At 68.4% G+C, this 26,930-nt stretch carries 26 protein-coding genes and 1 pseudogene; 8 read left to right on the top strand and 19 right to left on the bottom strand.

Going from position 1 to position 26,930, the window contains the following annotated elements; genetic code table 11:
- Positions 1–17: 17 nt before the first annotated feature.
- Entirely contained in the window at positions 18–1,340 is a 1,323-nt protein-coding gene (locus E6C70_RS01925) for a nicotinate phosphoribosyltransferase (RefSeq protein WP_136421742.1), read from the top strand.
- A 40-nt stretch (positions 1,341–1,380) separates the two neighbouring features.
- Here E6C70_RS01925 and E6C70_RS01920 read toward each other — a convergent pair whose 3' ends face one another.
- From E6C70_RS01920 to E6C70_RS17205, 3 genes are all read right to left on the bottom strand, one after another.
- Positions 1,381–1,668: a DUF3039 domain-containing protein gene (locus E6C70_RS01920; RefSeq protein WP_136421740.1), complete on the bottom strand. Its 288-nt coding sequence runs from the start codon at positions 1,666–1,668 to the stop codon at positions 1,381–1,383.
- Positions 1,669–1,736: 68 nt separating this feature from the next.
- Entirely contained in the window at positions 1,737–3,311 is a 1,575-nt protein-coding gene (locus E6C70_RS01915; protein WP_136421739.1) for a hypothetical protein, read from the bottom strand.
- Positions 3,287–5,065 (bottom strand): ABC transporter ATP-binding protein, encoded by a 1,779-nt coding sequence (locus E6C70_RS17205; protein ID WP_328590798.1) that lies wholly within the window; start codon positions 5,063–5,065, stop codon positions 3,287–3,289. The genes E6C70_RS01915 and E6C70_RS17205 overlap by 25 nt, the downstream gene beginning before the upstream one ends.
- 260 nt (positions 5,066–5,325) lie before the next feature.
- Here E6C70_RS17205 and E6C70_RS01905 point away from each other — a divergent pair, with 260 nt between their 5' ends.
- The 3 genes from E6C70_RS01905 to E6C70_RS01895 are packed head-to-tail and all read left to right on the top strand — an operon-like array spanning position 5,326 to position 7,631.
- Positions 5,326–6,018: a phosphocholine cytidylyltransferase family protein gene (locus E6C70_RS01905; protein WP_136421737.1), complete on the top strand. Its 693-nt coding sequence runs from the start codon at positions 5,326–5,328 to the stop codon at positions 6,016–6,018.
- Between the two features lie 54 nt (positions 6,019–6,072).
- Positions 6,073–6,870 (top strand): ABC transporter permease, encoded by a 798-nt coding sequence (locus E6C70_RS01900; RefSeq protein ID WP_235833237.1) that lies wholly within the window; start codon positions 6,073–6,075, stop codon positions 6,868–6,870.
- Positions 6,870–7,631, top strand: coding sequence for an ABC transporter ATP-binding protein (locus E6C70_RS01895; RefSeq protein ID WP_136421733.1), 762 nt, complete (start codon positions 6,870–6,872; stop codon positions 7,629–7,631). Before E6C70_RS01900 ends, E6C70_RS01895 begins: the two co-directional genes overlap by 1 nt.
- Before the next feature lies 1 nt (position 7,632).
- Here E6C70_RS01895 and E6C70_RS01890 read toward each other — a convergent pair whose 3' ends face one another.
- Complete coding sequence (locus E6C70_RS01890) at positions 7,633–8,049, bottom strand: VOC family protein (RefSeq protein WP_136421731.1); 417 nt, start codon at positions 8,047–8,049, stop codon at positions 7,633–7,635.
- Positions 8,050–8,059: 10 nt separating this feature from the next.
- Positions 8,060–8,503: a helix-turn-helix transcriptional regulator gene (locus E6C70_RS01885; RefSeq protein WP_136421729.1), complete on the bottom strand. Its 444-nt coding sequence runs from the start codon at positions 8,501–8,503 to the stop codon at positions 8,060–8,062.
- 113 nt (positions 8,504–8,616) lie between these two features.
- On the opposite strand from E6C70_RS01885, the gene E6C70_RS01880 reads away from it, so the two are divergent.
- A complete protein-coding gene (locus E6C70_RS01880) occupies positions 8,617–9,498 on the top strand; it encodes a hypothetical protein (RefSeq protein WP_207670018.1) in 882 nt (293 codons plus the stop codon).
- Positions 9,499–9,508: 10 nt separating this feature from the next.
- On the opposite strand, the gene E6C70_RS01875 is transcribed toward E6C70_RS01880, so the two are convergent.
- From E6C70_RS01875 to E6C70_RS01845, 7 genes are all read right to left on the bottom strand, one after another.
- Entirely contained in the window at positions 9,509–10,801 is a 1,293-nt protein-coding gene (locus tag E6C70_RS01875; protein WP_136421727.1) for a CDP-glycerol glycerophosphotransferase family protein, read from the bottom strand.
- Positions 10,802–10,840: 39 nt separating this feature from the next.
- Positions 10,841–11,716, bottom strand: coding sequence for a glycosyltransferase family 2 protein (locus E6C70_RS01870; RefSeq protein WP_136421726.1), 876 nt, complete (start codon positions 11,714–11,716; stop codon positions 10,841–10,843).
- The gene (locus tag E6C70_RS01865) at positions 11,703–12,515 is read right to left on the bottom strand and encodes a CDP-alcohol phosphatidyltransferase family protein (RefSeq protein WP_407921009.1); all 813 of its coding nucleotides are present in this window, start codon (positions 12,513–12,515) and stop codon (positions 11,703–11,705) included. Before E6C70_RS01865 ends, E6C70_RS01870 begins: the two co-directional genes overlap by 14 nt.
- A 2-nt stretch (positions 12,516–12,517) precedes the next feature.
- A complete protein-coding gene (locus tag E6C70_RS01860) occupies positions 12,518–13,573 on the bottom strand; it encodes a glycosyltransferase family 2 protein (RefSeq protein WP_136421721.1) in 1,056 nt (351 codons plus the stop codon).
- Between the two features lie 156 nt (positions 13,574–13,729).
- Positions 13,730–15,418 (bottom strand): S1C family serine protease, encoded by a 1,689-nt coding sequence (locus tag E6C70_RS01855; RefSeq protein WP_136421719.1) that lies wholly within the window; start codon positions 15,416–15,418, stop codon positions 13,730–13,732.
- 135 nt (positions 15,419–15,553) lie between these two features.
- Entirely contained in the window at positions 15,554–16,252 is a 699-nt protein-coding gene (locus E6C70_RS01850; protein WP_136421717.1) for a PKD domain-containing protein, read from the bottom strand.
- A gap of 143 nt (positions 16,253–16,395) precedes the next feature.
- Entirely contained in the window at positions 16,396–16,956 is a 561-nt protein-coding gene (locus tag E6C70_RS01845; protein WP_136421715.1) for a hypothetical protein, read from the bottom strand.
- A gap of 98 nt (positions 16,957–17,054) precedes the next feature.
- On the opposite strand from E6C70_RS01845, the gene E6C70_RS01840 reads away from it, so the two are divergent.
- Entirely contained in the window at positions 17,055–18,263 is a 1,209-nt protein-coding gene (locus E6C70_RS01840) for an aminotransferase class I/II-fold pyridoxal phosphate-dependent enzyme (protein ID WP_136421713.1), read from the top strand.
- A 27-nt stretch (positions 18,264–18,290) separates the two neighbouring features.
- Here E6C70_RS01840 and E6C70_RS16950 read toward each other — a convergent pair whose 3' ends face one another.
- The 5 genes and pseudogenes from E6C70_RS16950 to E6C70_RS01815 form a co-directional block, all read right to left on the bottom strand.
- Positions 18,291–18,521 (bottom strand): ATP-binding protein, encoded by a 231-nt coding sequence (locus E6C70_RS16950; protein WP_235833312.1) that lies wholly within the window; start codon positions 18,519–18,521, stop codon positions 18,291–18,293.
- Positions 18,522–18,627: 106 nt separating this feature from the next.
- Positions 18,628–19,416 (bottom strand): annotated as a pseudogene (locus tag E6C70_RS01830) (PIG-L deacetylase family protein); the annotation flags it as partial.
- A 56-nt stretch (positions 19,417–19,472) separates the two neighbouring features.
- The gene (locus E6C70_RS01825; RefSeq protein ID WP_136421711.1) at positions 19,473–20,285 is read right to left on the bottom strand and encodes a carbon-nitrogen hydrolase family protein; all 813 of its coding nucleotides are present in this window, start codon (positions 20,283–20,285) and stop codon (positions 19,473–19,475) included.
- Entirely contained in the window at positions 20,278–20,703 is a 426-nt protein-coding gene (locus E6C70_RS01820) for a GNAT family N-acetyltransferase (RefSeq protein WP_136421709.1), read from the bottom strand. Before E6C70_RS01820 ends, E6C70_RS01825 begins: the two co-directional genes overlap by 8 nt.
- Positions 20,704–20,748: 45 nt before the next feature.
- Positions 20,749–21,174, bottom strand: a complete 426-nt coding sequence (locus E6C70_RS01815; protein ID WP_235833236.1) for a PLD nuclease N-terminal domain-containing protein — start codon at positions 21,172–21,174, stop codon at positions 20,749–20,751.
- A 75-nt stretch (positions 21,175–21,249) separates the two neighbouring features.
- Here E6C70_RS01815 and E6C70_RS01810 point away from each other — a divergent pair, with 75 nt between their 5' ends.
- Positions 21,250–22,728, top strand: a complete 1,479-nt coding sequence (locus tag E6C70_RS01810) for a cryptochrome/photolyase family protein (protein ID WP_235833235.1) — start codon at positions 21,250–21,252, stop codon at positions 22,726–22,728.
- 22 nt (positions 22,729–22,750) lie between these two features.
- On the opposite strand, the gene E6C70_RS01805 is transcribed toward E6C70_RS01810, so the two are convergent.
- Entirely contained in the window at positions 22,751–23,524 is a 774-nt protein-coding gene (locus E6C70_RS01805) for an isocitrate lyase/PEP mutase family protein (RefSeq protein WP_136421707.1), read from the bottom strand.
- A 222-nt stretch (positions 23,525–23,746) separates the two neighbouring features.
- Between E6C70_RS01805 and E6C70_RS01800 the strand changes: the two genes are divergently transcribed.
- Positions 23,747–25,150: an APC family permease gene (locus E6C70_RS01800; RefSeq protein WP_136421705.1), complete on the top strand. Its 1,404-nt coding sequence runs from the start codon at positions 23,747–23,749 to the stop codon at positions 25,148–25,150.
- A 68-nt stretch (positions 25,151–25,218) separates the two neighbouring features.
- Here the strand turns inward: E6C70_RS01800 and E6C70_RS01795 are convergent.
- A partial coding sequence (locus E6C70_RS01795; protein WP_207670017.1) for a CocE/NonD family hydrolase occupies positions 25,219–26,930 on the bottom strand: 1,712 nt, incomplete at its 5' end.

The following is a 26,930-nucleotide window of genomic DNA, read 5'->3' as shown; positions in this document are numbered from 1 at the left end:
CGGCTAGGGTGAAACCCGTGACCGCCAGCACCGCGTTCTTCACCGATCGCTACGAACTGACCATGCTCGACGCGTCGCTCCGCAGTGGCACGGCGCACCGCGAGAGCTTCTTCGAGGCCTTCGCCAGGCGGCTGCCGAACGGTCGTCGCTACGGGGTCGTCGCCGGCACCGGGCGCCTGCTCGAGCTCATCACGCGCTTCCGTTTCACGGACGCCGAGCTCGACTGGCTGCGCACCGGAGACGTCGTTCATCAGAGCACGCTCGACTGGCTCGCCGACTACCGCTTCTCCGGCGACATCTGGGGCTATCGCGAGGGCGAGGCGTACTTTCCCGGGTCGCCCCTCCTCGTGGTCAATGCGAGCTTCGCCGAGGGCGTCATCCTCGAGACGCTCGTGCTCAGCGTCCTCAACCACGACTCGGCCATCGCCAGTGCCGCCGCCCGCATGGTGTCCGTCGCCCTGGGCCGGCCGATCGCCGAGATGGGCTCGCGCCGCACCGACGAGGAGTCGGCCGTCGCGGCCGCGCGTGCGGCCTACATCGCCGGGTTCACCGCGACGAGCAACCTCGAGGCCGGACGGCGATGGGGACTGCCGACGATGGGAACCGCCGCACACGCCTTCACGCTGTTGCACGACAGCGAGGAGGATGCCTTCCGCGCCCAGATCGAAGCCTTCGGCACGGGGACGACCCTGCTCATCGACACCTACGACATCCATGAGGGCGTCGAGACGGCCATCCGGGTGGCCGGCACGGGTCTGGGCGCCGTGCGCATCGACTCGGGCGACCTGCCCTCGGTGGTCAGCGCCGTGCGCGAGCAGCTCGACCGGCTGGGGGCCGTGAACACGCGGATCACGGTCACGAGCGACCTCGACGAATACCTCATCGGCGCCCTCTCCGGCTCCCCCGTCGACGCCTATGGGGTCGGAACATCGGTGGTCACCGGATCGGGAGCGCCAACCGCCGGCATGGTCTACAAGCTCGTCGCCCGCCGTGATGATGCGGGCGAGTGGGTATCGGTCGCCAAATCCAGCCTCGACAAGGCCAGCGTCGGTGGACGCAAGAGCGCGGTTCGACGCATCGACTCGACGCGGACGGCGCGCGAGGAGATCGTGTTCATCGGCGACGGCCCGAGCGGAGAGCAGGAGGGGTCCGGAGACACCTCGCACGAGCGGGAACTGCACGTGCCGCTCATGGTCGACGGAGTGGCTGACGAGCGCCATCTCGGCGCCGCGGGAACCCAGGCCGCTCGGGAGCACCGCGCATCCGTCATGCAGGAACTGCCCATCGAGGCCTTCCGCCTCGGCGTGGGAGAGGCCGCCATTCCCACCGTCTGGCGCTGATCAGCGGTCGTCGCTGATCGCCGTCAGCGACGAGGGACGGTCAGTCCGCTCGCATCCGCTCGTAGATCTCCTTGCAGGTGGGGCAGACCGGGAACTTCTCGGGGTCGCGCCCCGGGGTCCACTTCTTGCCGCACAGCGCCTTGACCGGCTTGCCGCTGATGGCCGACTCGAGGATCTTGTCCTTCTTCACGTAGTGGGAGAAGCGCTCGTGATCCCCGGGCTCGATGGCCTCCTGGTTGAGCAGCTCCTCGAGCTCGCGATCGAGCGTCGACGTTCCGCCGCCCGGCTGAGATGGATCGGCGATGCTCGCGCGGAATGTCTCGATCATGGCCTCCAGTCTAGGCACCCGCGGACGGATGAGTCCGGGTCGATCCGGACGGTCATGACCGGATCGACTCAGGCGCGCTGCGCCGACGCGAGGATCTCGGGGCCCCGCACCGTGAACGTGTGTGCGCCCCACCACACGCCGAGCACGAGGGCGACCACGCCCGTGGCGATGCCGTCGATGAAGGCGGCCAGGTGCCAGGCGGGGTCAACCGTGATGGCCATCCACGCGAACGCGAGCGCTGGAGCGGTGAACAGGATGGCGACGAAGAAGGTGAGCGACTGCACGGCTGCTGCTGCGGTTCCAGAGGACTGGGGCTGCGAGAACGGACTCGCGCCGGGCTTCGGGACCGGATACGGGAAGCGGGCGGAGGTGAAGCTGCCGCAGCCGAGTCCGGCGAGGAACAGGCTCGTGCACACGCCGATGAACGACGGCAACACGCTCCAGTCCCGATAGAGCAGCAGGCTGATGATGGTGCCGATCGCGATGAGCGGAATGCCGAGGAGGAACGCGGGGACGAGTCGCCCCACCCGGTCGGCGAACCCGCTGGCGCCCGACGCGACGTGCAGCCACACCGCGGTCGAGTCGTACGCGACGTCGTTGTGCACCGTCCAGCCGAGGAAGACGCACATGACCGGCAATGGAAGGAGAGCCAGGATCCCCGTCGGCACATGCACGGCCGCCAGGGGGACCACGAGCAGCACCGGCAGCACCGGGATCATGACGAGACTCATCCAGTAGCGCGGGTCGCGCAGCCAATAGGTGAGCGACCGAGCCGCGATGGCCCCCGTCTGTCCGGGAGGCACCCGTCCGAACCAGCCGAGCCCGCCGTAGGAATGGGAGGCGACGATGCGACCGGGCGTCAGAAGGGTGTGCTCGACGATCCGCTGAAATGCCAGCCACAGCAGCCACAGCGTGCCCGCGGCGATGGCCAGCTTCGCGATGGCCGGCAGCCAGTCGCCGGATGCCGCATCACCGGGTACGGCCCAGACGGCACCGAGTGGGGTCCACGAGAGGATGTCGGCAGCCGAGGTGACGATGCGCCGCCCCGACGTGCTCCAGTCGACCTGAAGCAACAGCACGACGAGCGGCGAGATGAGGAGGATCACGGCGATGCCGATGAATCCGCTGACCTCTCGCGCGCGTCGACTGGCGAGGAACAGGGCCGCCAGAGTGGTGCTCGCGCGGGCGAGGATGACGCAGGTGGCCCACGCCAACGCGGCGGAGATGATCGCCAGGATGGTCTCGAGGGGTCCTCGCGTCCACGCGACGATGAAGCCGATCAGGGAGATCGCCAGCACGAGCGCCGGGATGCCGATGAACGAGGCGGCCAGGATGCCGAGGGACAGTTCGCGTCGCGGCATGCCGAAGAGGGCGAAGCGTCGCGGGTCGAGAGCGTCGTCGGAGCCCAGGAAGAGCGGCACCACGATCGAGCCGATGACGAGCAGTGAACCGGCCACGACGATGCCGTCGCGGATGGCGTCGACCCCCGGCAACAACCTCAGGCCGCTGAGCGCGAGGAGGCACACGACCGCGACGCCGAGGCCGTAGATGATCCCGACGACCACGCCGACGACCTGCCAGGGTCCACGGCGGAAGAGGTTGCCGAGCAGTCGGAGTCTCAGTCCGAGAAGCTGTGCAACCATTCCATCCCCTCGGCGACTTTGCGCCCACCGGCGAGCTCGACGAAACGGTCCTCGAGTCGCTGCCCGCGACGCACCTCGTCGAGGGTGCCGGAGGCGAGGACCTTGCCTTGGATGATGACGGCGACGCTGTCGCAGACGCGCTCGATCATGTCCATTCCGTGGCTGGAGAGAACGACCGTGCCGCCCGCCCCGACGTAGCGCTGCAGGATCTCGACGAGGTTGGCGGCGGAGACCGGGTCGACGGACTCGAACGGCTCGTCGAGCACCAGCAGCCGCGGGGAGTGGATCATGGCGCAGGCCAACGCGATCTTCTTCGTCATGCCGGCCGAGTAATCGGCGACGAGTCGGTTCACCGCCTCTTCCAGTCCGAACGCCGAGACGAGGTCGGCCGAACGGGAGCGCACCGTGTCGGTGTCCAGTCCGCGCAGAACGCCGGAGTAATACAGCAGCTGTGCTCCGGTGAGCCGGTCGAACAGCCGCAGTCGGTCAGGCAGGACGCCCATCACGCGCTTCGCCGCAGCAGGTTTGGCCCACACGTCGATGTCGTGGACGAGGACGGATCCGGCGTCGGGTCGCAGGAGTCCGGTCACCATCGAGAGTGTCGTGGTCTTTCCCGCGCCGTTGGGCCCGACGATGCCGTAGAAGGAACCGGTGCGGACGGTGAGATCGATGCCGTCGACGGCATGGTTGTCGCCGAAGCTCTTGCTGAGGCCGGTGATCTGCAGCACCGCCTCGGCGGTCTCCGGCGGAGCTACTGGAGCGGGCGTGAGCACGACCTTCGGTCGCTTCTTCCGCGGCGCGGGACGCACGGGAGGAGCGACGATCGCCTCGAACTCCTGGACGAGGTCGGTCGATGAGTCGAGGCCTTCGGCCGGCTCGTCCGTTTCGAGGGGTGCTCCGACGAACTCCACGGCGATGTCGGACTCGGCCACGTCGGCCGTAACGGCGTCGACGGGCGGGGCATCCGTGACGGGTTCATCGACCGGCGCGACGTACACGTCGCGTGCTGGCGTGGATGCGGGCGCGACGGCGACAGCGTCCCGCACGAGTTCGGCAGCGGCGGTGCGGGGCGCGCGGACAGCTGACGACTCGGGCGCGGCTTCGACGGGCTCGCGCTCGTCGACGGCACTCGGGGCGGCCACGTCTTGCTGCGCAGCGTCGGCTTTCTGACCGGCCTTGGGTGCACGCACGGCGCGCTTCGTCGTGGAGCGGGCGGTGGTTCGCGCAGCGGGCGGCTTGCGGGCGGACGGTTTCGTCGGAGTGGGAGCGGCGGCCGAATTCGGGTTCGCGTCGAGTGCGGCGGGCGACGAGTCGGTCTCCGTGTCCGTGTCGGATACGCTCGCATCCGCCGGCCTCGACGGGGGGGTCGTCCTGGCCGCGGCTGGTCGCTTCGCCGCCGGATTCTTCGGGGCAGGCTTCTTCGGGGCTGGGCGTTTCGCCGCTGGTCGGGTCGTGGTTGCGACTTCGTCCGACGGGGTGGGTCGGGGAGAGCTCGTGCGCGCCGCCTTGGGGCGAACCGGCCGCGCGACGAGCGGCTCTTCGGAGGCGGCGTCTTCCCCCTCGTCGGCGGTGGCCTCCACTGCCGGTGCAGAAGAATCGGCGTCGACATCCGTTCCGCGTTTCGGCTGCCGTACCGGACCCCGGGTGCGTAGCTGCCGCACGGGGCGAACGGGCGCAGCGGAATCCGCGGCCGCCGCGGACGCATCGCCCTCGGCCGGGTCCTGCGGGTCAGGGGTCTGCTGCACGGAACTCACTCGCCCAACCTACCAATTCCGACCGACCCCCGTCATGGGCACGTCATGCCGCGACCCGCATGTCTGGGAATTCACCCAGCAGGCGGTCACAATACGGACACGTCGGCCTATCCTGCTGGGCCGGAACCGGCCGGACGGGATAGTGTCGACAGTGGCATGAAGGCGTGTCCGCACAGCCACATCCGGGTTAACCACAGGCGAACTTCCGAAGACGGAAGCCGCCGCGTCGGTCGGGACCCGCCATTTCAAGGAGATCAATCGTGACCACGCAGGTCGTCATTCTCGCAGCAGGCATGGGCAGCCGTCTCGGACGTTCGCTCCCCAAGCCCCTCACCGAGCTCGGCGACGGTCGCACGATCATGCAGCAGCAGTTCGACAACATCCACCACACCTTCGGCCGCAACGCCAAGGTCACGATCGTCGTCGGCTACAAGCTCGAGCACATCATCGAGGCCTTCCCCGACGCCTCCTTCGTCTACAACGAGCAGTACGACCAGACCAACACGTCGAAGAGCCTTCTCCGCGCGCTGCAGGCCTCGCCGGCCGGCGGCGTCCTCTGGATGAACGGCGACGTCGTGTTCGACCCGACCGTCCTCGACCGCGCGGCCGTCATGATCGCCCGCGACCAGTCGTTCGTGACCGTCAACACGGCCAAGGTCTCCGACGAGGAGGTCAAGTACACGACGAGCGCCGAGGGCTACATCAAGGAGCTCTCCAAGACCGTCACCGGCGGCTTGGGCGAGGCTGTCGGCATCAACTACATCTCCGCTGCCGACAAGGCCCGGCTCATCCGCCACCTCACGAAGGTCGGCGACCAGGACTACTTCGAGCGCGGCCTCGAACTGGCGATCGAGCGCGACGGCATCCTCATCGAGCCGGTCGACATCTCGGACCTGTACGCCGTGGAGATCGACTTCGCCGAGGACCTCGAGCGCGCCAACCTGTTCGTCTGAGGCGAGACGGCGGCATGAGCCGCGTCCCCCGTCCGGCTGGATACGATAGAGCGCGTGACTTCCTACGGCGATGAGCGCCCGCAGTGGACGCCGGCGTCGCGCTACCGTCACGCGCTCCGGCTGCTGACGCGCCGCGATCTGCGCGTTCGCTACTCCACGTCGGTGCTCGGCTACTTCTGGTCGATCCTCGATCCGCTGTTGATGAGTGCGATCTACTGGTTCGTGTTCACGCAGGTGTTCCATCGGAATGCCGACCTCGAGCCGTACATCGTCGTCCTACTCACGGCTCTGCTGCCGTGGATGTGGTTCACGGGGGCCATCTCGGATTGCACGCGCGCCTTCCTCCGCGAGGCGAAGCTCATCCGTTCCACGAAGATCCCCCGGTCGATCTGGGTGAACCGACTGGTGCTCTCCAAGGGCATCGAGTTCCTCGCGTCACTGCCCGTACTGGCGCTGTTCGCCATCTTCTCGGGCGCTACCGTCGGCCCCGGACTCCTGCTGTTCCCGCTGGCCATCGTGCTCCAGTGCGTGCTGACGGTGGGGATCGGGCTCATCGTCGCCCCGCTGGTCGTGTTCTTCCGCGACCTCGAACGTGCCGTCAAACTCATCCTCCGCCTGGCCTTCTACGCCTCCCCCATCGTCTACGGCATCAGCGACCTGTCTGCCAACTACCGCTCGATCCTGTCGTTCAACCCGCTGACCGGCATCTTCAGCCTGTACCGTGCCGGCTTCTTCCCCGAGGAGCTCGACTGGTTCGCGGTCGGGATGTCGGCGCTCATCTCGGTGGCGCTGCTCGGCATCGGCGTGTTCGTCTTCAGCCGCCTCGTGCGCAACGTGCTGAAGGAGATCTGATGGTCGACGTGCAGCCCGCTCCGGTGATCGACATCGCCGTGTCCGACGCCGGCATCCGCTTCCGTCGCAATCGCCGAGGGCGACGCAGCTTCAAGGACCTCTTCGCCGGACGCGATCGGCGAAGCCGCCCCGACGAGTTCTGGGCGCTGCGCGGGGTGACGTTCACGGTGAGGCAGGGCGAGTCCATCGGCGTGGTCGGCCGCAACGGTCAGGGCAAATCCACCCTGCTCAAGCTCGTGGCCGGCGTGATGATCGCCGACGAGGGCGCCGTCGACGTGACCGGTGGCGTCGCCCCGCTCATCGAGATCACCGGCGGGTTCGTCGACGACCTCAGCGTGCGCGACAACGTGTACCTCACGGCCGGACTGCACGGCATGACCAAGCGGATGATCGACGAGCGCTTCGACGAGATGATCGCGTTCGCCGAGATCGGCGACTTCCTGGACACGCCGTACAAGCACCTCTCCAGCGGCATGAAGGTGCGCATCGCCTTCTCGGTCATCTCGAGCCTCGATGAACCGATCGTCCTGGTCGACGAGGTGCTCGCCGTCGGCGACAAGGTGTTCCGCGAGAAGTGCTACCGACGGATCGAGGAGATGAAGGCCGCGGGTCGCACGCTGTTCTTCGTCTCGCACAACGAACGAGACCTGCGGCGCTTCTGCGACCGTGGCCTCTACCTCGACAAGGGTGCGCTCGTGCTCGACGGACCGATCGACGATGTCGTCGATCGGTACAACGACGAGCACGGCATCAAGAAGTAGCTCAGGAAGCGCTCGCGGCGGAGGCCGAGATGCGCACCATGTTGCCGGACGGGTCGCGGAACGCGCAGTCGCGGGGACCCCACGGCTGATCGATGGGCTCCTGCAGCACCTCGGCACCGGAAGCCCGCACCCTCTCGAACGCGGCATCGACGTCGGCGGTCGCGAACACGATGTTGGGCAGCACGCCCTTCGTCAGCAGCTCCTGCATGGCGTCGCCATCCGCCGCGGAACGACCGGCGTGCGGTTCCGAGAGCACGATCTCGAGCTCGGGCTGGTCGGGGCTCGCCAGCGTCAGCCAGCGGTGACCACCGGATGCCACGTCGTTGCGCACCTCCAGGCCGAGAGCGTCCCGGTAGAACGGAAGCGACTCGTCGACGTCGTTGACGGTGATGTTGGCGTAACGGAGTGTCATTGTCATGACGACAACGTTAGGAGAGCGGCGCCGGCTCGGCTTCTCTGATCCTGCTCGATGCCGCCCGGCGCTGAGGGCGGGTGGTCACCTTGGCGACGCACGGCGGCATCGCGCTGACCGCGGAGTGCTCGCGCCGGCGGTACTCGCTCGGGCTCATGCCCGTGATCTCCGAGAAGCGCGAGCTGAACGATCCCAACGATGTCGCACCGACGGCCACGCAGGCATCCGTCACGCTCATTCCGGTGCGCAGCAGCGCCATCGCCCGTTCGATGCGGCGGGTCATCAGGTAGCTGTACGGGGTCTCGCCATAAGCGGAGCGGAACTGCCGCGAGAAGTGCGCGGGAGACATGAACGCCCGTGCCGCCATCGTGGGCACGTCGAGCGGAAGCGCGTAGTCGCGGTCGATCAGGTCGCGTGCGCGGCGCAGGTGAGCGAGCGTCGCGATCGCATCCGGACTCATGAGACGACGGTAGCACCGGGCGAGACGTCGGCCGGTGATGACGACAGGGGGGCGGATGTCAAGCACCCCGTCCACTCGAGCGTGGCCCGGGCACGCGCCATAGGATCAAAAGCATGGCGCGCAAGGAAAAGCCGATCATCTCGCCGACGGGTGGCACACCGGCCGGGGGTGAGGTTCCTCCGGCGATCATCCGTGGGATCGACCGCGGCTTGTCGATCCAGCGACCCGCGGTCCTCGCTCACCTGCGGAGCATCCGTCGGCGCAGTCCCGACGCGACCCCTGCGCAACTCGTGCGCATCCTCGAACGCCGCTACCTGGCTGCCGTGACGACGGGCGGCGCGGCCGTCGGTGCCACAGCGGTCATCCCGGGGATCGGGACGGGACTGACCCTCGTGCTGTCGGGCATCGAGACGGCCGGATTCCTCGAGGCGACCTCGCTGTACGCGCAGTCCGTCGCCGAGGTGCATGGCATCGCCGTCGATGATCCCGAACGAGCGCGAGCGCTCATCATGACGATGATGCTCGGCGCAGAGGGTACCGACCTCGTGCGCCAGTTCGCCGGCCAGGTCACGGGCGACGGCATCGTGCGCGGAGCCTATTGGGGAGAGGTGGTCACCAACTCGATCCCCCGGGCGATCCTCGTGCCGCTGGTCGATCGCCTGAAGTCGTCATTCATCCGTCGGTTCACGGTCGGTGCTGGCGCGAGCGTGCTCGGCAAGGCGATCCCGTTCGGCGTCGGCGCGGTGATCGGCGGCGCCGGCAACCAGATAGTCGGTCGACGCGTCGTCAAGGCATCACGGCTGGCGTTCGGCATGCCGCCTGCGACGCTGAGCCCCGAGCTCGAACCCCGCGGCGGTGTCATCGTGCTGCACGACGGGAGGACGAGGGCGAGTGCCGGGGAGCGTTTCGTCAAGGCGCGCGGAACCGTCGCCGGCGGCGTCCTCAAGGTGCTGCCGACTGGTCGGCGCAAGCCGGAGGATCAGCCGCGTCCCTGAGGCCGCGGTATCAGTCCACCGAGACGTCGACACCCTCGTCGGGCGGCTCCGAGCCGTCCTCCGTCAGGTCGGGATCACCGGCATGCAAGGCGGCGTTGCGCTCCCACTCCGCCATGAGGTGCTCGACCGCGGCGTGGAAGCGTGCGGTGGCAGCTCCCGGTGAGGTGTCGCCGAAGTACCGTTCGACCCAGACGCGCAGTCGATCCTGAGCTGCCTCGTCGTGGGTGAGTTCGTCCGCGAAACGCACGATGTCGTCAGCGTCGCCGGCGTCCAGCCACTCGCACGCCGAGAGGTAGCCGTCCGTGTCGATCTGCGCGTCACGCTCAACCGGTCGCGTCACCATGAGCGGCTTGCCTGCGGCGAGCCGGTCGTAGACCATCGCCGAGATGTCGACGACGGCCAGATCGGCGGCGGCGAGCTGCCAGCCGAGCTCCGGTCCGTCGTCATAGACGTGCTGCGCCGTGGAGTCGGCACCGTTCGCCTGGGCGATCATCCGGATGATCTCGCGGTTGGCCGCCCCGTACGCCTCGTCGACGACGCCGGAGCGCGGATGCGGCCGGTAGATCACCCGGTGACGACCCGTTGCCAGCAGGGCACCGACGAGGGCGACGCCGTGGGAGGCCACGGAGCCGTAGGCGGCCGCTGCTCGGTCGCCCTCCCAGGTGGGTGCGTAGAGGACGATCTCGCGCTCGTCGGGAGTGTACGGAAGCGTTCCCGAGTAGTGGTCGGCCTGTGGACGGCCGATCGGAATGGCCCGCTTGTCGAAGTCGTATTCCCAGAGCACCCGTTCCAACCGCGACCGGGCCGCGTCGCCCGCGATCAGGGCGTAGTCGTACGCCTTGAACTGATTCGTGGTCATGTACATCTTGTCGCTCTCGCCGTGGTTGATGAACACGTGCCACCGACGGCCGTACCGCATCATCTGGAAGTTCTTGGCGTTCTGGTTGACGTACAGGATGATCTGCAGCTGCTGCTCCTCGATGACCTGCTCGAGGTCGACAACAGTGCGCACGTATGCCACGGGAAGCGGGCTCTCGTCGAAGAGGGCGGATGCCGCGCCCGACGTTCGCGACAGGAGGAGCACGGGCCAGCGCTCCGCCAGCTCGGCGAGAGGCGCGTACCACTGGCGCAGCTGGTAGAGGTTGACGAGGCCGTCGGCGAAGTACACGCCGATGCGGAAGTGCCCGCGGGGCAGCGGCGGACTCGCGGCGATCTTGCCCGTCAGCTCGCCGAGCGCACGCCGGTTGGCCAGCACCCGGCGCACGAACCGGATCGCCTGCCGCGCGTCACCCGTCACTCCCACGCGTCCAGCCTATCGACGGCTGCCGGACGTCCGATGCGCTCAGACGATGGGCGGTCGGCCGGCGCGGGTCATCCGGAGCACGGTCCTCCACCGCAGCGGGCGCCGTTCGCCCGGATCGCTGCTCCAGCCCTCGCACCATCCGCCCCACCAGGCGTTGACTCCCGAGGGGCGACGCAGGAAGCGCACGAACTGCAGTGCTGTCCACGAGCCGACATACAGCGGAATGAGCAAGGCGGGGAGGTTGCGGCGCGCCAGCCAGACCCGATTGCGCGCGTTGAGGCGCCAGTACTGCGAATGGCGGGTCTGCGCGATCACGGGGTGGTTGGCGATGAGGTCCCCGGCGTACCAAGCGCGCCTGCCCTGGTCCCACACCCGCCAGGCCAGTTCGATGCCCTCGTGGGCGTAGAAGTATTCGTCGCCCCATCCGCCGGTGGCGTCGAAGATGTCGCGCGGGAGCAGCACGGCGCCTTCCCAGACCGAGAAGACATTCCCGGAGTGCTCGGGCGATCCCTTGAGGATGCGCGGGATCCATCGCCGAGGCGAGGCGACACCGGTCGGATCGACCACGCGAGGCTGCAGCAGGCCGATTCCTGGCTCCGCGCGCAACCGGGCGATCGCCGTCGACAGGAAGGCGGGGTCCGGCAGGCTCGCATCATCGTCGAGGAAAAACAGGTACTGCCCCGCGACGAGCGGCACACCGGCATTGCGTCCAGCAGGGATGCCCACGTTCTCGGGCAGGGCGAGTGCCGTGACCTCGGGCGGCAGCGCGGCGGGCTGCCATCCGTTCCCCACGCAGACGACGTCGATGCTCACGCCCGTCTGGTCGAGCAGGGAACGGATGCCGCGCGCCAGGTCGTCGGGTCGCCGCCCCTGGGTGAGGACGACGACGCCGACGGTCGGCTCAGGAGCGGACACGCCGGGAGGCCATGATCGCGACGAAATGGCCGAGGAGCGCGAGGAGCGCGAGCGGCACGAGCGCGGCGACGAGGATGCGGTCGACGAGCGGCTGCCCGGCGAACAGGCCGATGACGGCCGCCACGAAGGCCAGCATCGTGAGCTCGACGGAGTGGTAGAGGCGGTGGAAGGGCACGAACCGGGCCGCGCGACGCAGCGTCGCGACGAGGCCCGCGGTGGGCGCCGACTCCCCGTGCGTATCGGCGAGCTTACTGAGGCCGGCGTTGGCACGGGCAACGTGCACCATGTCGTTGAGCGCCTTATTGAGCACGATCAGGAGGGCGAGGAGGGTGCCGAGGGTGGTCCAGAGGTAGTCATCCGGCGCGTTGAACGGCCACGCCGCGGCTCGGATGCCGAGCGCGATCGGGATGAGCGCCTCGGTCGAGTAATGACCCACCTTGTCGAGGAAGACTCCGGCGGGCGACGAGGTGCCTCGCCACCGCGCGACCTCGCCGTCGCAGCAGTCGACCAGCATCTGGAGTTGCCCGAGCACGAGAGCCAGCAGCGCGCCCCAGATGCCCGGGATCAGCAGCGCGGCGGCTGTCGACCAGCCGACCAGGATCATCAGGCCGGTGACGCCGTTCGCGGAGATGGGGGTCTTCAGCAGCACCCAGGTGAGGTAGGGCGACAGGTCGCGGAGGTAGAGCGAGGCCACCCAGTGCTCGGCGTTGCGGCGGCTGCGCACCTCGGGGGGCTGCGCGACGGCTCGGAGTTCGGCGATGGACGATGGACGCCCGCGGTTGCCGGAGATCTCGCTCATGCTCATCTCCCCGTGTGCGACGCGATGTTGTCAGTCAGCGAGAGGTAACCGAGGAGGAACCCCAGCCCCCAGCTGAAGTGGATGCACGGCAAGACTAGGAGAAACCAGAGGGCCACGCGAACGCCGTCGGTGCGGGTCGCGGCGATCGTGGCGAGCACGACGAAGACGGCGTAGACGGCGGGGACCGCGAAGCCCAGCAGGAACCACGGTGGCGCCCCGGCGATCGCCTGCGCGATACCGATGAGTCCGAGCAGCGTCCCTACGGCGACGCCGAGCACCATGAGCGGAGGGATGAAGTAACGGATGCCGTTGCCCGAACGGAACCGGCGCGCGAGCTCGCCGCGCCACATCCCCGTGGAGAGCATCTGCCGCGCCAGCCGCGCGACGCTGGGTCTCGGGCGGTACACGACGCGAAGGGCGGGCGTGAACCAGACCGTCTCCCCCGCTTGGCGCAGCCGTCGGTTGAGCTCCCAGTCCTGGCCGCGCTTGATTCCCTCGTCGAACAGGCCGACCGCCTCGATGGCCTCGCGCCGGAAGCAGCCGAGGTAGACCGTGTCGACGGCCCCCTCCTCTCCACCGACGTGGAAGGACGATCCGCCGAGGCCGACCCGGGTCGTGTACGCCCGGGCCACCGCTCGCTGGAACGCGCCGTGCCCCTGCGCGTCCATGATGCCGCCGACGTTCGCCGCGCCGGTGCGCTGGATGGTCTCCACCGCGATGCGGGCGTAGTCGTGCGGCAGGCTCGAGTGGGCGTCCACGCGGATGACGATGGGCATGCTCGAGGCGTTGATGGCGACGTTGAGGCCGGCCGGCGTCGATCCGATCTCGTTCTCCACCACGTGGATGCGAGGGTCGCGGGCGGACATGTCGGCGAGAAGCTCGGCGGTGCCGTCGATGGACGGGCCGAGGGCGACGGTGACCTCGAACGGGCCGTCGTAGTCCTGATTCAGAAGGCTCTCGACCGCCGCCCTGACGTGGGTCACCTCGTTGAGCACGGGCATCACGTACGACACCCCCGGCAGCGGCTGCGCTGCCCGGCTCATGGCATTGTCGGTCATCGTATCCAGTCGTCCCGTGGGTCGATCGAGCCTATCGCACGGGTCATGTCGGCTCGCTGGACGCGTCCGATGGCGGCATTCCAGACGTCCGCCGGCCGCACGACGCGAACCGCCGCCCGCATCGGATGCGGGCGGCGGTTCGTCGGAAGGAGTCGGTCAGCTCTTGAGCTCGCCGAGCGTGACCGAGGTCGTGGCTGTCTTGCCGTCGCGGGTGTACGAGACGGATGCCTGGGCTCCGCCGGGCAGGTAGCGCACCTGCGCGGTGAGGTCGTTGGCATCGGTGATCGGAACACCGTTGAAGCTGGTGATGATGTCGCCCGACTTCAGGCCGCCCTTGTCGGCCGCACCACCGGACGTGGCCTCCTTGATGAGAGCGCCGACGGTTCCGGAGGTGGTGCTGGCGGCATCCGCGACGGAGGCGCCCAGCAGGCCGTGGCTGGCCTTTCCACCGCTGATGATCTCGTCCGAGATGCGCTTGGCGAGGTTGGCCGGGATGGCGAAGCCGACGCCGATGCTGCCCGACTGGCCTCCCGAGCTGGACTCGCCCGCACTCGCGATGGCGACGTTGATGCCGATCAACTGACCCTTCGAGTTCAGCAGGGCACCACCCGAGTTGCCCGGGTTGATGGCCGCGTCGGTCTGGATGACCGGCAGCGAGATCGTCGAGGTGGCCGACTGCTGCTGCTGGCTCTGGCCGGGCATGTCGAAATTCCAGAAGTCGAACGGGCTGCCGGATCCGCCGGACCCATTGCCGTTCTGGTCGGGAGTCTGCGAGTCCTGGCCGCTGGTGTCCGGTGCCGCTGACGAGGCCACCTGGATGGAGCGGTTGAGCGCGCTCACGATTCCGTTGGTGACGGTGTTCGCCAGGCCGAGGGGCGCGCCGATGGCCACAGCCGCGTCACCCACGTTGAGCTTGCTGGAGTCGGCGAAGTCGAGCGGCGTGAGGCCGGAGGCGTCCTTCAGCTTGATGACGGCAAGGTCACTGGTGGGGTCGGTTCCGACGACGGTGGCGTCGTAGAGCTTGCCGTCGGTGGTCTGCACCTGGATGGTGACCTTGCTGGCGCTGCCATCGAGGGTGACGACGTGCGTGTTGGTCAGGATGTAGCCGTCCTTCGACAGGACGACGCCCGAGCCGGTGCCCGCGCTGCTGTCGGCGGTGACCGAGATGGTGACGACACTCGGGGATGCCTTCGCTGCGACAGCCGTGATCTCGTTGACGGAGTCGGTGTTGTTGACGACGACGTTCTGCGGTGCCGTCGCGCTGGTCGGGGTCGAGGCGTTGCTCTGGTTGCCCATCAGCGCGCTGACACCGGCTGCGGAACCGCCGCCGATGAGCGAGCCGGCGATGAGTGCCGCGACGACCGGCAGCACGACACGGTTCTTCGTCTTCGTGTCGGCCGGCGCGGGCGTCGCCCCGTACTGCTGGGGGGGGTGCGCGTACCCCGGCTGCCCGTAGGCGGGCTGGCCGTAGGGCTGCGTGGGGTGGCCCTGTTGGGCGTAGGCCTGCTGTGCGGCATTCGGTGCGTAGACCGGCGCCTGGGGCGCGGTGCTCTGGCCGAAGGCGCCGGTGGGCGCGGGAGCCTGGGCGGCTGCGGGAGCCTGGCTCGCGGCAGGGGCGGCGGGTGCTGCATCCGGCAGTGGGACGGTCGCGGCGGTGGCGGCTTGCGACGAGCTGACGCTCGAGTCGGGCTGCGCTGCGGCGGTTGGAGCTGCGCCGGTCGGGGCGACGCGCTCGATGCGCTCGGTCGGGCCCGTGACCCCGGCGTTCTCGTCGGCCGCGGTCGGCGTCACCTCGGGAGCGGTGTGCTCCTCGTTGTTGGACTCGGGGGTGGTGCTGTCGGTCATGGTTGCTCCTTCCAAAGCCCTGCCAGCTTCGCCGTCGTACCTGTGCAATCGACTAACACAGACTGGGAGCGCCCTAGCGCGAACTTATGAGTTCACCAAGACAGCCTACGGCCGCGCGACGAGCCGATCGGAAGGTCAGCAGCCCGGCCCGGACGGATTGGCCAGACAGCTGCGCGCGACCAGAACGGTCTTCGCTGCGTTCGCCGTGGCAGTGAGGTCCGGGGCCCACACGGTGAGCGTTCCGGGTATGGTCCGCCACGGCTGGCCCGCGAAGCTGTACTCCGCGCCGTAGTCGACGGCCATCCGGATGGTGAACGTTCCCGTCGTTCCGTAGGTGTGGCTCGTCGGCGTGGCATCGAACTCGGCGGCACCGAGAGCCGCCCACGTGCGTCCGCCCGAGCGGCTGGCCGCCGATGCGCCGTCCCCGTAGACCCACCGATAGCGCAGCGGCGTGAAGCGCACCTGGGCGGCGAGTCCGAGCAGCGTGCCCGCCTTCACGTCTGCAGTGGCGGACCCGTAGAAGTTGGCGGGAAGACCGACGACCATCCACCCCGATGGCTCCATGCCCTGCGTCGGCCGCGTCGGACGGAACGCCGCGATGTCGGCCATCGTCACCTCGGGCAGCGGATTGCAGATGACCGGGCCGGTGCACCCCAGCGCACCGGCGTCACCGACACCTCCCTCGACGGCGCGACGACTCACGGGCGTACCGTCCACGCCGATCACCGTGGTGAGCGGCGGCGGCTCGGGCTCGGCGGATGCGCCCCCGTCGTCGCCGTCGCCCGCGGTCGATCCTGTGCCCGTCTGAGCGGAGAGCTCAACGCTGTCGTCCACGATGGCGCCAGACGAGTCGGGAACATCGCAGCCACCAGCGATCTGCCCGAATCGATCGCAAAGATCATCCGCAGCCGCAGGCATCGAGATGGAAAGCGACGCGATCAAACACGCGGCGACCATAATGCCCATCGACGACTTCCTCATGAGCAGAAGTTTTCAGTTGTCCACAGTTCACGTTGGGAAATACGGTCAGTCCGGTTTTGCCGCTCCATCGTGATCACGAATGGGGCAACCGGCTTTCGGTTAGGGGAAACCAGAGACCTACCGGTTGAATCCAGCAGATCGACGCCGGACACGTCGTCGCAGACGTAAACCGCAACCGATGTAACGCCGTCCCCGAGAAACTGAGTCGCTTGAAGCTTCTCGGTTCGGAAAGAGGATGCCCCGGTCGTACGCACTGATTCTGCTTGGAATTTCTCCGCGTTGGATATCGAGGCCTTCAGCGCCTCCCCGGAAGCCACAGCCTCATATCGGTCAGCGTTTAGACCGCCGTCGTGCAAAACAGCATCATCGACAGCCAAGTACGCGGCGTACGCCTTCTCGGCCGCCCCGAGGGCCTCCTCGTCGGATGCGAACGCCGGAGTCGCAGCTGCGGTGGGCGTCGGGGTGGGCTTCTCGGTGGTCTGCACGCAGCCGCTCAGCGCGGCCAGCACGACGGCGGCCGCCAGCACCGCGATGGGGCGAAGGGCAGCGGCGAGCATCCTGACACGGTAGAGCATGCGACGCGCGTCGTGCGGGAGATATCCACAGCTGCCCGCGCGGTGGCCTAGCGTGGAATCGACGGGCACGAGGGAGCGCGATGAACGACATGGCACCGTGGCAGCGCGCCGCGTCCGGCGCGGGACTGCTCGGGGCGGATGGGTCCATGGCGGCGACGATCTTCGCCGAGATGAGTGCTCTCGCTGCACGAACGGGAGCGATCAACCTCGGCCAGGGCTTCCCCGATGAAGACGGTCCCCCCGCTGTGCTCGAGGCCGCGCGCGACGCGATCGCGGAGGGCGTCAACCAGTACCCGCCCGGCCGCGGCATGCCGGTGCTGCGCGAGGCGATCGCCGAGCACCAGGAGCGGTTCTACGCCATCCGTCTCGACCCCGACCGCGAGGTCCTCGTGACGGCCGGCGCGACCGAGGCGCTCGCCGCCACCATCCTCGCCCTCGTCGACGCCGGCGACGAGGTGGTCACCTTCGAACCGTTCTACGACGCGTACGGCGCGCTCATCGCTCTGGCACGCGGAATCCACCGCACCGTCCCGCTCCGCTTGCCCGACTTCCAGCCCGACCTCGACGAGCTCCGGGCCGTCGTCAGCGACCGCACGCGCGTCATCCTGCTGAACAGCCCGCACAACCCCACCGGCGCGGTCTTCGGCGTCGAGGTGCTGCGCGAGATCGTCGCCCTGGCCGAGCGGCACGACGCCATCATCGTCACGGACGAGGTCTACGAGCACCTGCTGTTCGACGGCGTGCACACCCCCATCTCCACCCTCGATGGAGCGCGCGACCGTACTGTCACCATCTCGTCAGGCGGCAAGACCTTCAGCACCACCGGATGGAAGGTCGGCTGGCTCACGGCATCCGCTCCCCTCCTGGAAGCCGTGCTCGCGGTCAAGCAGTTCCTCACCTACGTGAACGGTGCGCCGTTCCAGCCCGCCATCGCCGTCGGTCTGCGCCTCCCCGATTCGTTCTTCGCGGATGCCGCGAGCGCACTGCGCGCCAAGCGCGACTTGCTCTCGAGCGGACTCACCGCGGCGGGGTTCACGGTCGGGCTTCCGCAGGCGGGTTACTTCGTCGTCGCGGATGCCGCCGCCGCGGGCCACCCGGATGCTGCACGGCTGTGTCGCGAGCTGCCCAGTCTGGCGAGCGTGGTCGCCGTGCCCGTGACGGCCTTCGTCCACGCCGAGCACCGCGACGCCTACCGGTCCCTCGTACGCTTCGCCTTCTGCAAACGCACCGAGGTGATCGAAGAGGCGACGCGCCGGCTGGCCGCACTCCCTTCCCGCTCGACGCGCTGAGGCGGCCGGATCATCCCTCGGTCGGCGTCAATCCACCCGCGCGATGGGGAGCGACATCGTGAACGTCGTGCCGACGCCCTGCTCGCTCTCGACCCCCAGGCTTCCCCCGTGGGCGGTCACGATGGCCTTCGTGATGCTGAGCCCCAGGCCGACGCCCTGCACCGCCTGACGCATGGCCGTCGATGAGCGGAAGAAGCGGGTGAACAGGCGATCGATCTCGTCTGCCGGAATACCCATTCCGGTGTCGGCGAAGCTCACGACGACGTCGTCGCCTGCCACCGTCACCGCGATAGTCACGGTGCCGCCGGGGGTTGATCTCGAGCAGGGCGGGCTCGCCGGCGTCGCTGTAGCGCAGCTGGACGTTGGCGACGCCGACGATTCCGGCCGCTCGGGCGCACGCGGCTGCGGTCTCCTCCAGCTCGTCGCGGCGTTCGGCGAGCGGAGGCAACTCGACGTCGACGGTCGATACGACGACGTCGATCCGGTCGTCACGGCAGGGCTCGATGATGCCGATAGTGGGATCGGAGATGGGGATGCGGGTGTCCTCGAGGTCCTCGAGGAAGAGGCGCGCTCCGATGAGTTCTGCGGCGGCGAGCGACTCGTTCTGTCGATCGTCGGCCCGACCCCCGCGTGCCCCTCGGCACAGGGTGAGGATGACGACGGGATCGCCCGCGGCTGCGTGCCCGGCGAGGGTGCCGCCGACGCCGATCTCGACGTCGTCGGGGTGGGCTCCGATCGCCAGCACGGTCCGCCCGCGGCGACGCGCCTGTGACTCGCGGTGCGCGGTCGCGAGACGCCGGACGGTCTCGACGAGCACGGCGGACGGGATCGGCTTGGTGAGGAACTCGTCGGCGCGGTCGCGCAGCGCTCGCACCGCGTAATCGACCGATGCGTGTGCGGTCATCACGACGACGGGCAGGTCGCCATCCGCCCTTCTGACCTTCTCGAGGATGTCGAGTCCGCTCGCGCCGGGCAGCTCGACATCGGTGATGACGACGTCGGGAGCGAATTCCGACAAGGCACGGATGGCGCCGTCGGCGCTGGACAGCGAGCGCACCTCGCACCCGGCACGCTTCTGCAGCACGGTCCGCGTGAACAGTGCAACGTCGTCGTCATCCTCGATGACGAGAACGCGGTAGGGCGATTCGGTCATGGGTCTCCTGGACACACTCTATTCAGCGAGCGGTCCGGGATGTCGGCTGCACGCGGTCAGCGCGGCGTCACGGCGTAGCGCCGCAATGCGAGGGCCGGATTCACGTGGCGGACCGCCGCGATTCGCTCACGAGACACCCACGCGACGGCGGCATCCGTCGTCTCGCCGATGGTTACCAACTCGACGCCCATGGGGTCGATCACGAAGCTGTTGCCCACACCGACGGGCGGCGCGTGGTCGGCGGCGGCCAGGTAGACGGTGTTCTCGATGGCGCGCGCGGTGGCCAGCGTGCGCCAGTGGTGCTCCTTCAGCGGCCCGCGCACCCACTCGGCCGGCACGAGCACGAGGTCGGCGCCGGCGTCGACGAGTCGTCGGGTGACCTCGGGGAAGCGGATGTCGTAGCAGGTCTGCATGCCGACCCGCAGGCCAGCGACGCTGAAGGTCTCGGGCTCAGCGACCGCGCCGGCCACCACCCAGTCCGATTCCCGCTGGCCGAACGCGTCGTAGAGGTGCTGCTTGCGGTAGCTCGCAACGAGTGCTCCGTCGGGGTCGAGCGCGACGAGCGTGTTGGAGAACCGGTCGATGTGCTCGGTCTGCTCGAGGGCCCCGGCGACGATGTGCACGCCCAGCTCGGCCGCGAGAGCGCCGAGCGCCCGCACGAACGCCCCGTCGAGCGGCTCGGCGGCATCCGCCATCGCCTGACCGAGTTCTGCCGTGAAGTACGCCGAGTACTCGGGGAAGACGACGAGCTGCGCCCCGCGCGCGGCCGAGAGTCGAGCGAGCCGATCAATCTGTATCAGGTTCGCGCCGGCGTCGTCGACGGGCGCGAACTGCGCGACCGCGACGCCGATCGGCGCGACGTCAACCATCGATGATGTCGTCGAACTCGTGATGCTCCGTGACGAACTCGGCGACGAACGGGCACTTCACCACGACGCGCTCCCCACGCTGACGGAGGTCGCTCAGCATCTGATCGACGAGGGTGGTGGCGACGCCCCGACCGCCGTAGGCCGGAAGGGTGGCGGTGTGCGTGATCACGACCCGCCCGTCGCTCATCTTGTATTCCGAATACCCTGCGATGTGGTCGTCGATGGAGAGTTCGTAGCGCTCTCCCTCGTCGTTGCGTCGCACCTCCACGCGCGGTTCGGGCATGGCGGGTTCCGCGTCTTCGGGCTCGATGACAACGGGCGGCGGGGCGCCGGTGTCGTCGTCATCGAGGTCGGCGCCCTGATGGTCGGTGCCGTCCGGTCCGGCCGCTTCGGACGGGGCTGCCTGCTGATCGCTCATAACGCTCCTCTGTCAGGTCCTGTCCCCAGCATGCCGCATGAACGCTCAGGTCTCGGGGTTGATGGCCCTGCGCTCGGGCAGCGGCTCGAGCATCGGAGCATCCGTATCGGCCTTCGAACCCTCGATCGCGAGCGGGGTCGAGCCCATCTGGAGCTCCTTCAACCGAGCGCGCTTCTGGTAGTACTCGATCTCGCGGTCCAGCTCGGCGATCTGCTCCTCTGTCGACTTGCGGGCTGGCAGCGGCTCGAAGACGGGGGCCGCCGACCGGGCCGTGCGCTGCCTGGGCACTCGCGGCGCATACTCCCGACCGACGGCGAACCAGACCACGCTGCCGATGAGTGGCAGGAACACGACGAGGATCACCCAGACCAGCTTGGGCAGGTGCTTCACCTCGTCGTCGGGGCGGGAGATGATGTCGACGAGCGCGCCGATGATGAGCAGCAGCGATATCACGGAGATCAGGACGGACACGATCCGCATTCTATTGACGGATGCGCTGCCGCGGGAGGCCCCGTGATGTTGCGAGCCGCCGAATAACCTGAGGACGTGTCATCCGCCTCCCCTCGCACGCGTTGGATCTTCGCCGGTCAGCTCGGCCCGGCCTTCGACGACGGCGGCCCGATGATGATCGTCGAGGCGCGCTCGGTGTTCGGACGTCGCCCGATGCACCGCGCCAAGGCGCACCTGCTGCTCTCGGCGATGCGGCGCCGGGTGGCGGAGCTGGGCGATCGTGTCGAGTACCACCGGGTGGAGCGTTACGACGAGGCGGTCGACGGGCGGGAGGACCTCGAGGTGATCGACCCCACCTCGTGGGCGGCTCGCCGTTTCGTCCGCCGACGCGGTATCGCGGTGCTGCCCAGCCGAGGTTTCGTGACGAGCGAGCAGGATTTCCGCGACTGGGCGGATGCCCGCGCCGGCAAGCGGCTGCTCATGGAGGACTTCTACCGTTCGGTGCGTGAGCGCACCGGCCTGCTCATGCGCGGCGACCAGCCGGAGGGCGGACGATGGAACTACGACCACGACAATCGCAATCCTCCGCCGAAGAACGCCTCGCGTCTGGGTCTCCCCGATCCGTGGTGGCCGGAGGAGGACGCCATCGACGACGAGGTGCGCGCCGACCTCGACCAGTGGCAGGCGGACGGCCTCGTGCGATTGGTGGGCGAGGACGGTCCTCGGCATTTCGCCGTCACGGCCGCCGAGGCCGAGGAGTCGCTGAAGGACTTCGTGGAGTCGCGGCTGGGCGACTTCGGTCCGTTCGAGGACGCCATGCTGAGCGGTGACTGGACGATGGCGCACTCGCTGCTGAGCGCGCCGATGAACCTGGGACTGATCGATCCGCTCCACGTCGCCCAGACGGTCGTGGCCGCGCACGCGTCGGGAGAGGCACCGCTCCGGAGCGTCGAGGGGTTCGTGCGCCAGATCATCGGCTGGCGTGACTACGTCTGGCACCTGTACTGGTACCTCGGCGAGGGCTACCGCACAGGCAACAACGCGCTGGGTGCGACGACTCCGCTGCCCGAGGCCTTCCTGAACCTCGACGTCGACGCGATCGAGGCGAACTGCCTGCACGAGACCATCGACGGCATGCGACGGCACGGATGGGCCCACCACATCCAGCGACTCATGGTGCTCGGCAACTGGGCGATCCAGCACGGCTACGACCCGGTGGCCCTCAACGACTGGTTCATCGACATGTTCGTCGACGGAACGCCGTGGGTCATGCCGGCCAACGTCATCGGCATGTCGCAGCACGCCGACGGGGGCATCGTCGCGACCAAGCCCTACGTCTCCGGCGGCGCATACATCTCCAAGATGTCCGACTTCTGCGGCGGATGCCGGTTCGACCCCAAGGTGCGCCTCGGCGAGAACGCCTGCCCCTTCACCGCGGGGTACTGGGCCTTACTCGACCGGGTCGAGCCGCGCATCCGTCACAACCAGCGGATGGCGCAGCCGCTCGCCGGCCTGCGCCGCCTCGCCGACCGCGACGCGGTTGTCGACCAGGAGCGCCGCCGGGATAACTGGTGAGGCCGGCGGCCGCGCTGCCCGATCAGTTGATGGCGGGCGTGTCCTCGGGAATCACGCCCGAGCCGTACAGGTCCGTCGCGACGTCTCGCAGCGCCCGGAGCGCCACGCGCTGGGTGTACGGCCCGTACGAGATGCGAGCGACGCCCAGCTCCTCGTAGTCGGCGGCGGCGAGGGCGCCAGGCGCCCCGATGACCGACAGCTTGCCGTGACCGAGGCCCGCAACCAGTGGCTCGACGACCTCACGAGTGAGGGCGCCGGGAACGAACACGAGAGCAGCGCCGGCGTCGAGGAAGGCCCGGCCGCGGGCAATCGCGTCGTCGACGCTCTCGCGGATGGGACGCTCGCCTCCGCGCACGATCGCATCCGTCCGGGCATTGAGCTGGAAGGCTACGCCCTCGGACTCGGCTGCCGCGATGATGGCGGCAACCCGGGCGACGGACTCGTCGAACGGCCGCAGCCGATCCTCGACATTCGCGCCGACGATGCCGAGGCCGATGGCTCGGCGGATGGTCTCCGCCGGGTCCTCGTATCCATCGTCCAGGTCGGCCGTGACGGGCAGGTCGACCGCGTCCACCACCGTCTTCGCTCCCGCGAGGGCGAGGTCGAGCGGCATCCCGCCGTCGGGGTAGCCGTAGCTGGCCGCTATGGAATGCCCGGCCGTGGCGATCGCTGCGGTCTCGGGCAGCGCGGCGACGGTCTTGGCGCTGATCGCATCCCAGACGTTCACGACCCGAAGGATGGCGGGCGCCTCATGGAGGGCCTTCAGGCGAAGTGCGCGGTCGGTGGTCTCAGTCATCGTGCTTCTTTCCTGGTCTGCTGGAGCGCAGAGAACGTACGTTCTCTCATATCGGTTCCACCTTATGAGAGCGTCTCCGTCGGCACAAGCCGTCGCGCTCCCCGGCGTCGTGAGGGAGCCAGCCGACGTGTTTCGAGGACGTCCTCGACGATCGATTGGCCCTGGAGGGTTGAGGTCACGCAGCGGATGTGCTCGGCTGGGTTGGAGCAGAGGAGCCCCATCATGAGTGATCCCTCCTGGACGAAGGTCGTCGAAACGGTCGAACCGGACGATCAACCAGAGCTGAAGCGGGTGCTGGGGCCGGGGTTGCTGCTCCTGTTCATCGTCGGCGACATCCTCGGAACGGGCATCTACGCGCTCACCGGCCAGGTCGCCGCGGAGGTCGGCGGTGCGGCGTGGCTGCCGTTCCTCCTCGCGTTCGCGGTCGCGACCCTCACCGCCTTCTCCTACCTGGAGCTGGTGACCAAGTACCCGCAGGCGGCCGGCGCGGCTCTGTACACGCATAAGGCCTTCGGCATCCACTTCCTCACGTTCATCGTGTGCTTCATCGTGATGGCCTCGGGCATCACGTCAGCCTCGACGGCGGCGCGCGCCTTCGCGGTCAACCTCACCGTCGCCTTCGGCCTGCCTGACGAGATGCTCATCACGATGGTCATCGCACTGGCGTTCATCGTGCTCATCCTGTTGGTCAACCTCCGCGGCGTGAGCGAGAGCGTCTGGCTCAACGTGGTGCTCACTCTCGTCGAGCTATCGGGCCTGGTGCTCGTCATCCTGATCGGAATGTGGGCGATCGCGGGCGGCAACGCCGACTGGTCCCGGGTCATCGCGTTCGAGACGCCCGAGGACAAGAACGTGCTGCTGGCGGTCAGCACGGCGACCTCGCTCGCGTTCTTCGCGATGGTGGGTTTCGAGGACTCGGTCAACATGGCCGAGGAGACGAAGGAACCGAGCCGCATCTTCCCCAAGATGATGCTGAGCGGCCTCGCGATCGCCGCGGTGATCTACGTGCTGGTGTCGATCACCGTGGTCGCTCTCGTGCCCATCGGCGAGCTCGTCGGCAGCGAGACGCCGCTGGTGCTGGCCGTCCAGGCCGCCGCACCCGACTTCCCGATCAACGCGCTGCTGCCGTTCATCTCCATGTTCGCGGTCGCCAACACGGCGCTGATCAACATGATGATGGCGAGCCGCCTGCTCTACGGCATGAGCAAGCAGAAGGTGCTGCCGCCTTTCCTCTCCAAGGTCGCTCCGAAGCGCCGCACCCCGTGGGCGGCGATCCTGTTCACGAGCGCGCTGGCCGCCGGCCTCATCATCTATGTCTCGCTCGACACCGAAGGGTCGATCGTCGCCCTGCTGGGCGGCACGACCTCACTCCTGCTGCTCACCGTCTTCGCCGTCGTCAACGTGGTGGTACTGGTGTTGCGTCGGCAGCCCGTCGAACACGAGCACTTCCACATTCCCGTCGCGCTGCCGATCATCGGCGCGATCACCTGTCTGTACCTCGTGTTCCCCTGGACCTCCGGCCGACCCGGTGGGCAGTACGGCATCGCGCTCGTGCTCCTGGCGATCGGCATCGTCTTGTGGGGCGTTGAACGCCTCTACACGACGATGCGCCGCCGTCGGGCCTGACGACTCTCCCACACGGATGCGGATGAGTCGATCTCGTGAGTCGTCTCACCCGCATCTCCGCGGGGTCGCTACGCCTTCTGCACAGGCAGCTGCAGGTAGGAGGCGTGCTCGCCGCCGGTGTGGATGACGTGCTGTCCACTGTTGGCGCCGGCATACTCCTGGATGGCGGGCATCAGCGTGCCGAGGAGGTTGCGTGAGCTGATGATGAAGCGGAGCTGCTCGCCCGGGTAGAACTTGAGCCCGACCGGGAAGAGGTCGATCTCGATCTCGGCGATCTGGCCGGGCTCGAGCTTCTCGACCCGGTCGAAGGTGTGGGCGGGCACGTCAACCGTCGACAGGGTCTCGTCGAGGTGACGCGTCGACACGCGCAGTCGCCCGTCGGATCCCTTGTACTTCAGGATGGTGGCGCCGTGATCGGTGAGATCGTGGATCATCGCGCCGTGGTTCGGGGTGGTGAAGGCCTCCAGCGGAGTGCCGTGGGCGCCGAGCTTCTGCATCAGCACGAACAGGTCCATGTCATCGGCGTCGCGTGCCTCCACGAGGAGGTGCGCCTTCGGGTAGCCCACGAGCACCGTCTCGGAGTCGAAGGTGGCGAGGAACGACACGGCGTTCGGGTTCGCCGCGACCGTGTAGACGGCCGGTACGCGTTCCGCAGGCGCATCCGTGCTCAGCACCCGGGTGCGTCCGTCGAGGAAGAACTTCGTGAGTGCCACCTCGGTCGGAGGGAACTGGTCGGCTGCGACGGCGACCTCATCGCCGCCCTCGAGGTCGAGGACCGAGTAGCGCACGCGCGGCGTGGTCTCCCATCCGTTGTCCTCCCCCTTGACGAAATGGTCGAAAAAGCGGCGCAGATCCTCGACGTTCGCCTCGTCGTAGTAGTCCGGCCATTCCTGGCTGTTGTGGATGCGGAGCCACTTCTGCTCAGACGCCATGCGCCGCCAGGCACGGAAGGTGCCGGCGGTGTGCAGCGTGTTGGAGTAGCTGGCCACGACATACGCCGGGACCGTGATCTTCTCGAACGCCGGGATCTTGTTCTCCCACAACTCGTTGATGAGCGGGTAGGCGTCGACCTCCGCGAGGATGTCCTCCTTCTGGCCCTTGCCGAAGAAGCTGCCCTCCTGGAGCTGACGGGCGAAGCCGGTGTCGGGCATTCCCCCGCGCATGACGAGGTCGCGGTAGACATCGCTCACGCCCTCCCACGGGTTGATGGCGATGAGGTGAGGGGGCTGCTCGGATGCGGCGAACCACTGCGCGACGGCCAGGTAGGAGGTGCCGCTCATCGCCACCTTGCCGTTGCTCCATTCCTGCTCGGCCAGCCACTCGATGATGTCGTAGGCGTCGCGGCCGTCCTGACGATCCCACAGCACGCTGTCTCCGTCTGAATCGACGACCCCCCGGATGTCGGGGTTGGCGATCGCGTAGCCCTGAGCGACCCAGTAGGCGGGGTCGGCGGCCTCGAACTTCTCGAGCCCGGAGACGGCGGAGTTGGGCACCCCTACGAGCCCGAACACGCCCATGACGCTCATCGATGTGCCCTGCGCCTTGCCGTAGGGGCTGTAGGCCATGATGACCGGAACCTCGTCGGTGGTGGCCGGACGGAACACGTCGATGTGGATGGTCACCCCATCGCGCAAGGTCATGGCGACGTCCTTGTCGAAGACGACATCCACGGGCAGCGGCTTGAACTGCGGTGCGACCTGGAAGCCGGCCTCGAGGGTACGCGTGCCCGGCTCGAACGGCGTGAGCAGGCCCGTCCTGCCGGCGGGCAGCGGGCTGGACG

This window comes from Orlajensenia flava (genome assembly GCF_004801905.1).
In the GTDB taxonomy this organism is placed as follows: domain Bacteria; phylum Actinomycetota; class Actinomycetes; order Actinomycetales; family Microbacteriaceae; genus Orlajensenia; species Orlajensenia flava.
The sequence above is the reverse complement of the archived record's forward strand: the minus strand, read 5'-3'. Positions and strand labels throughout refer to the sequence as shown.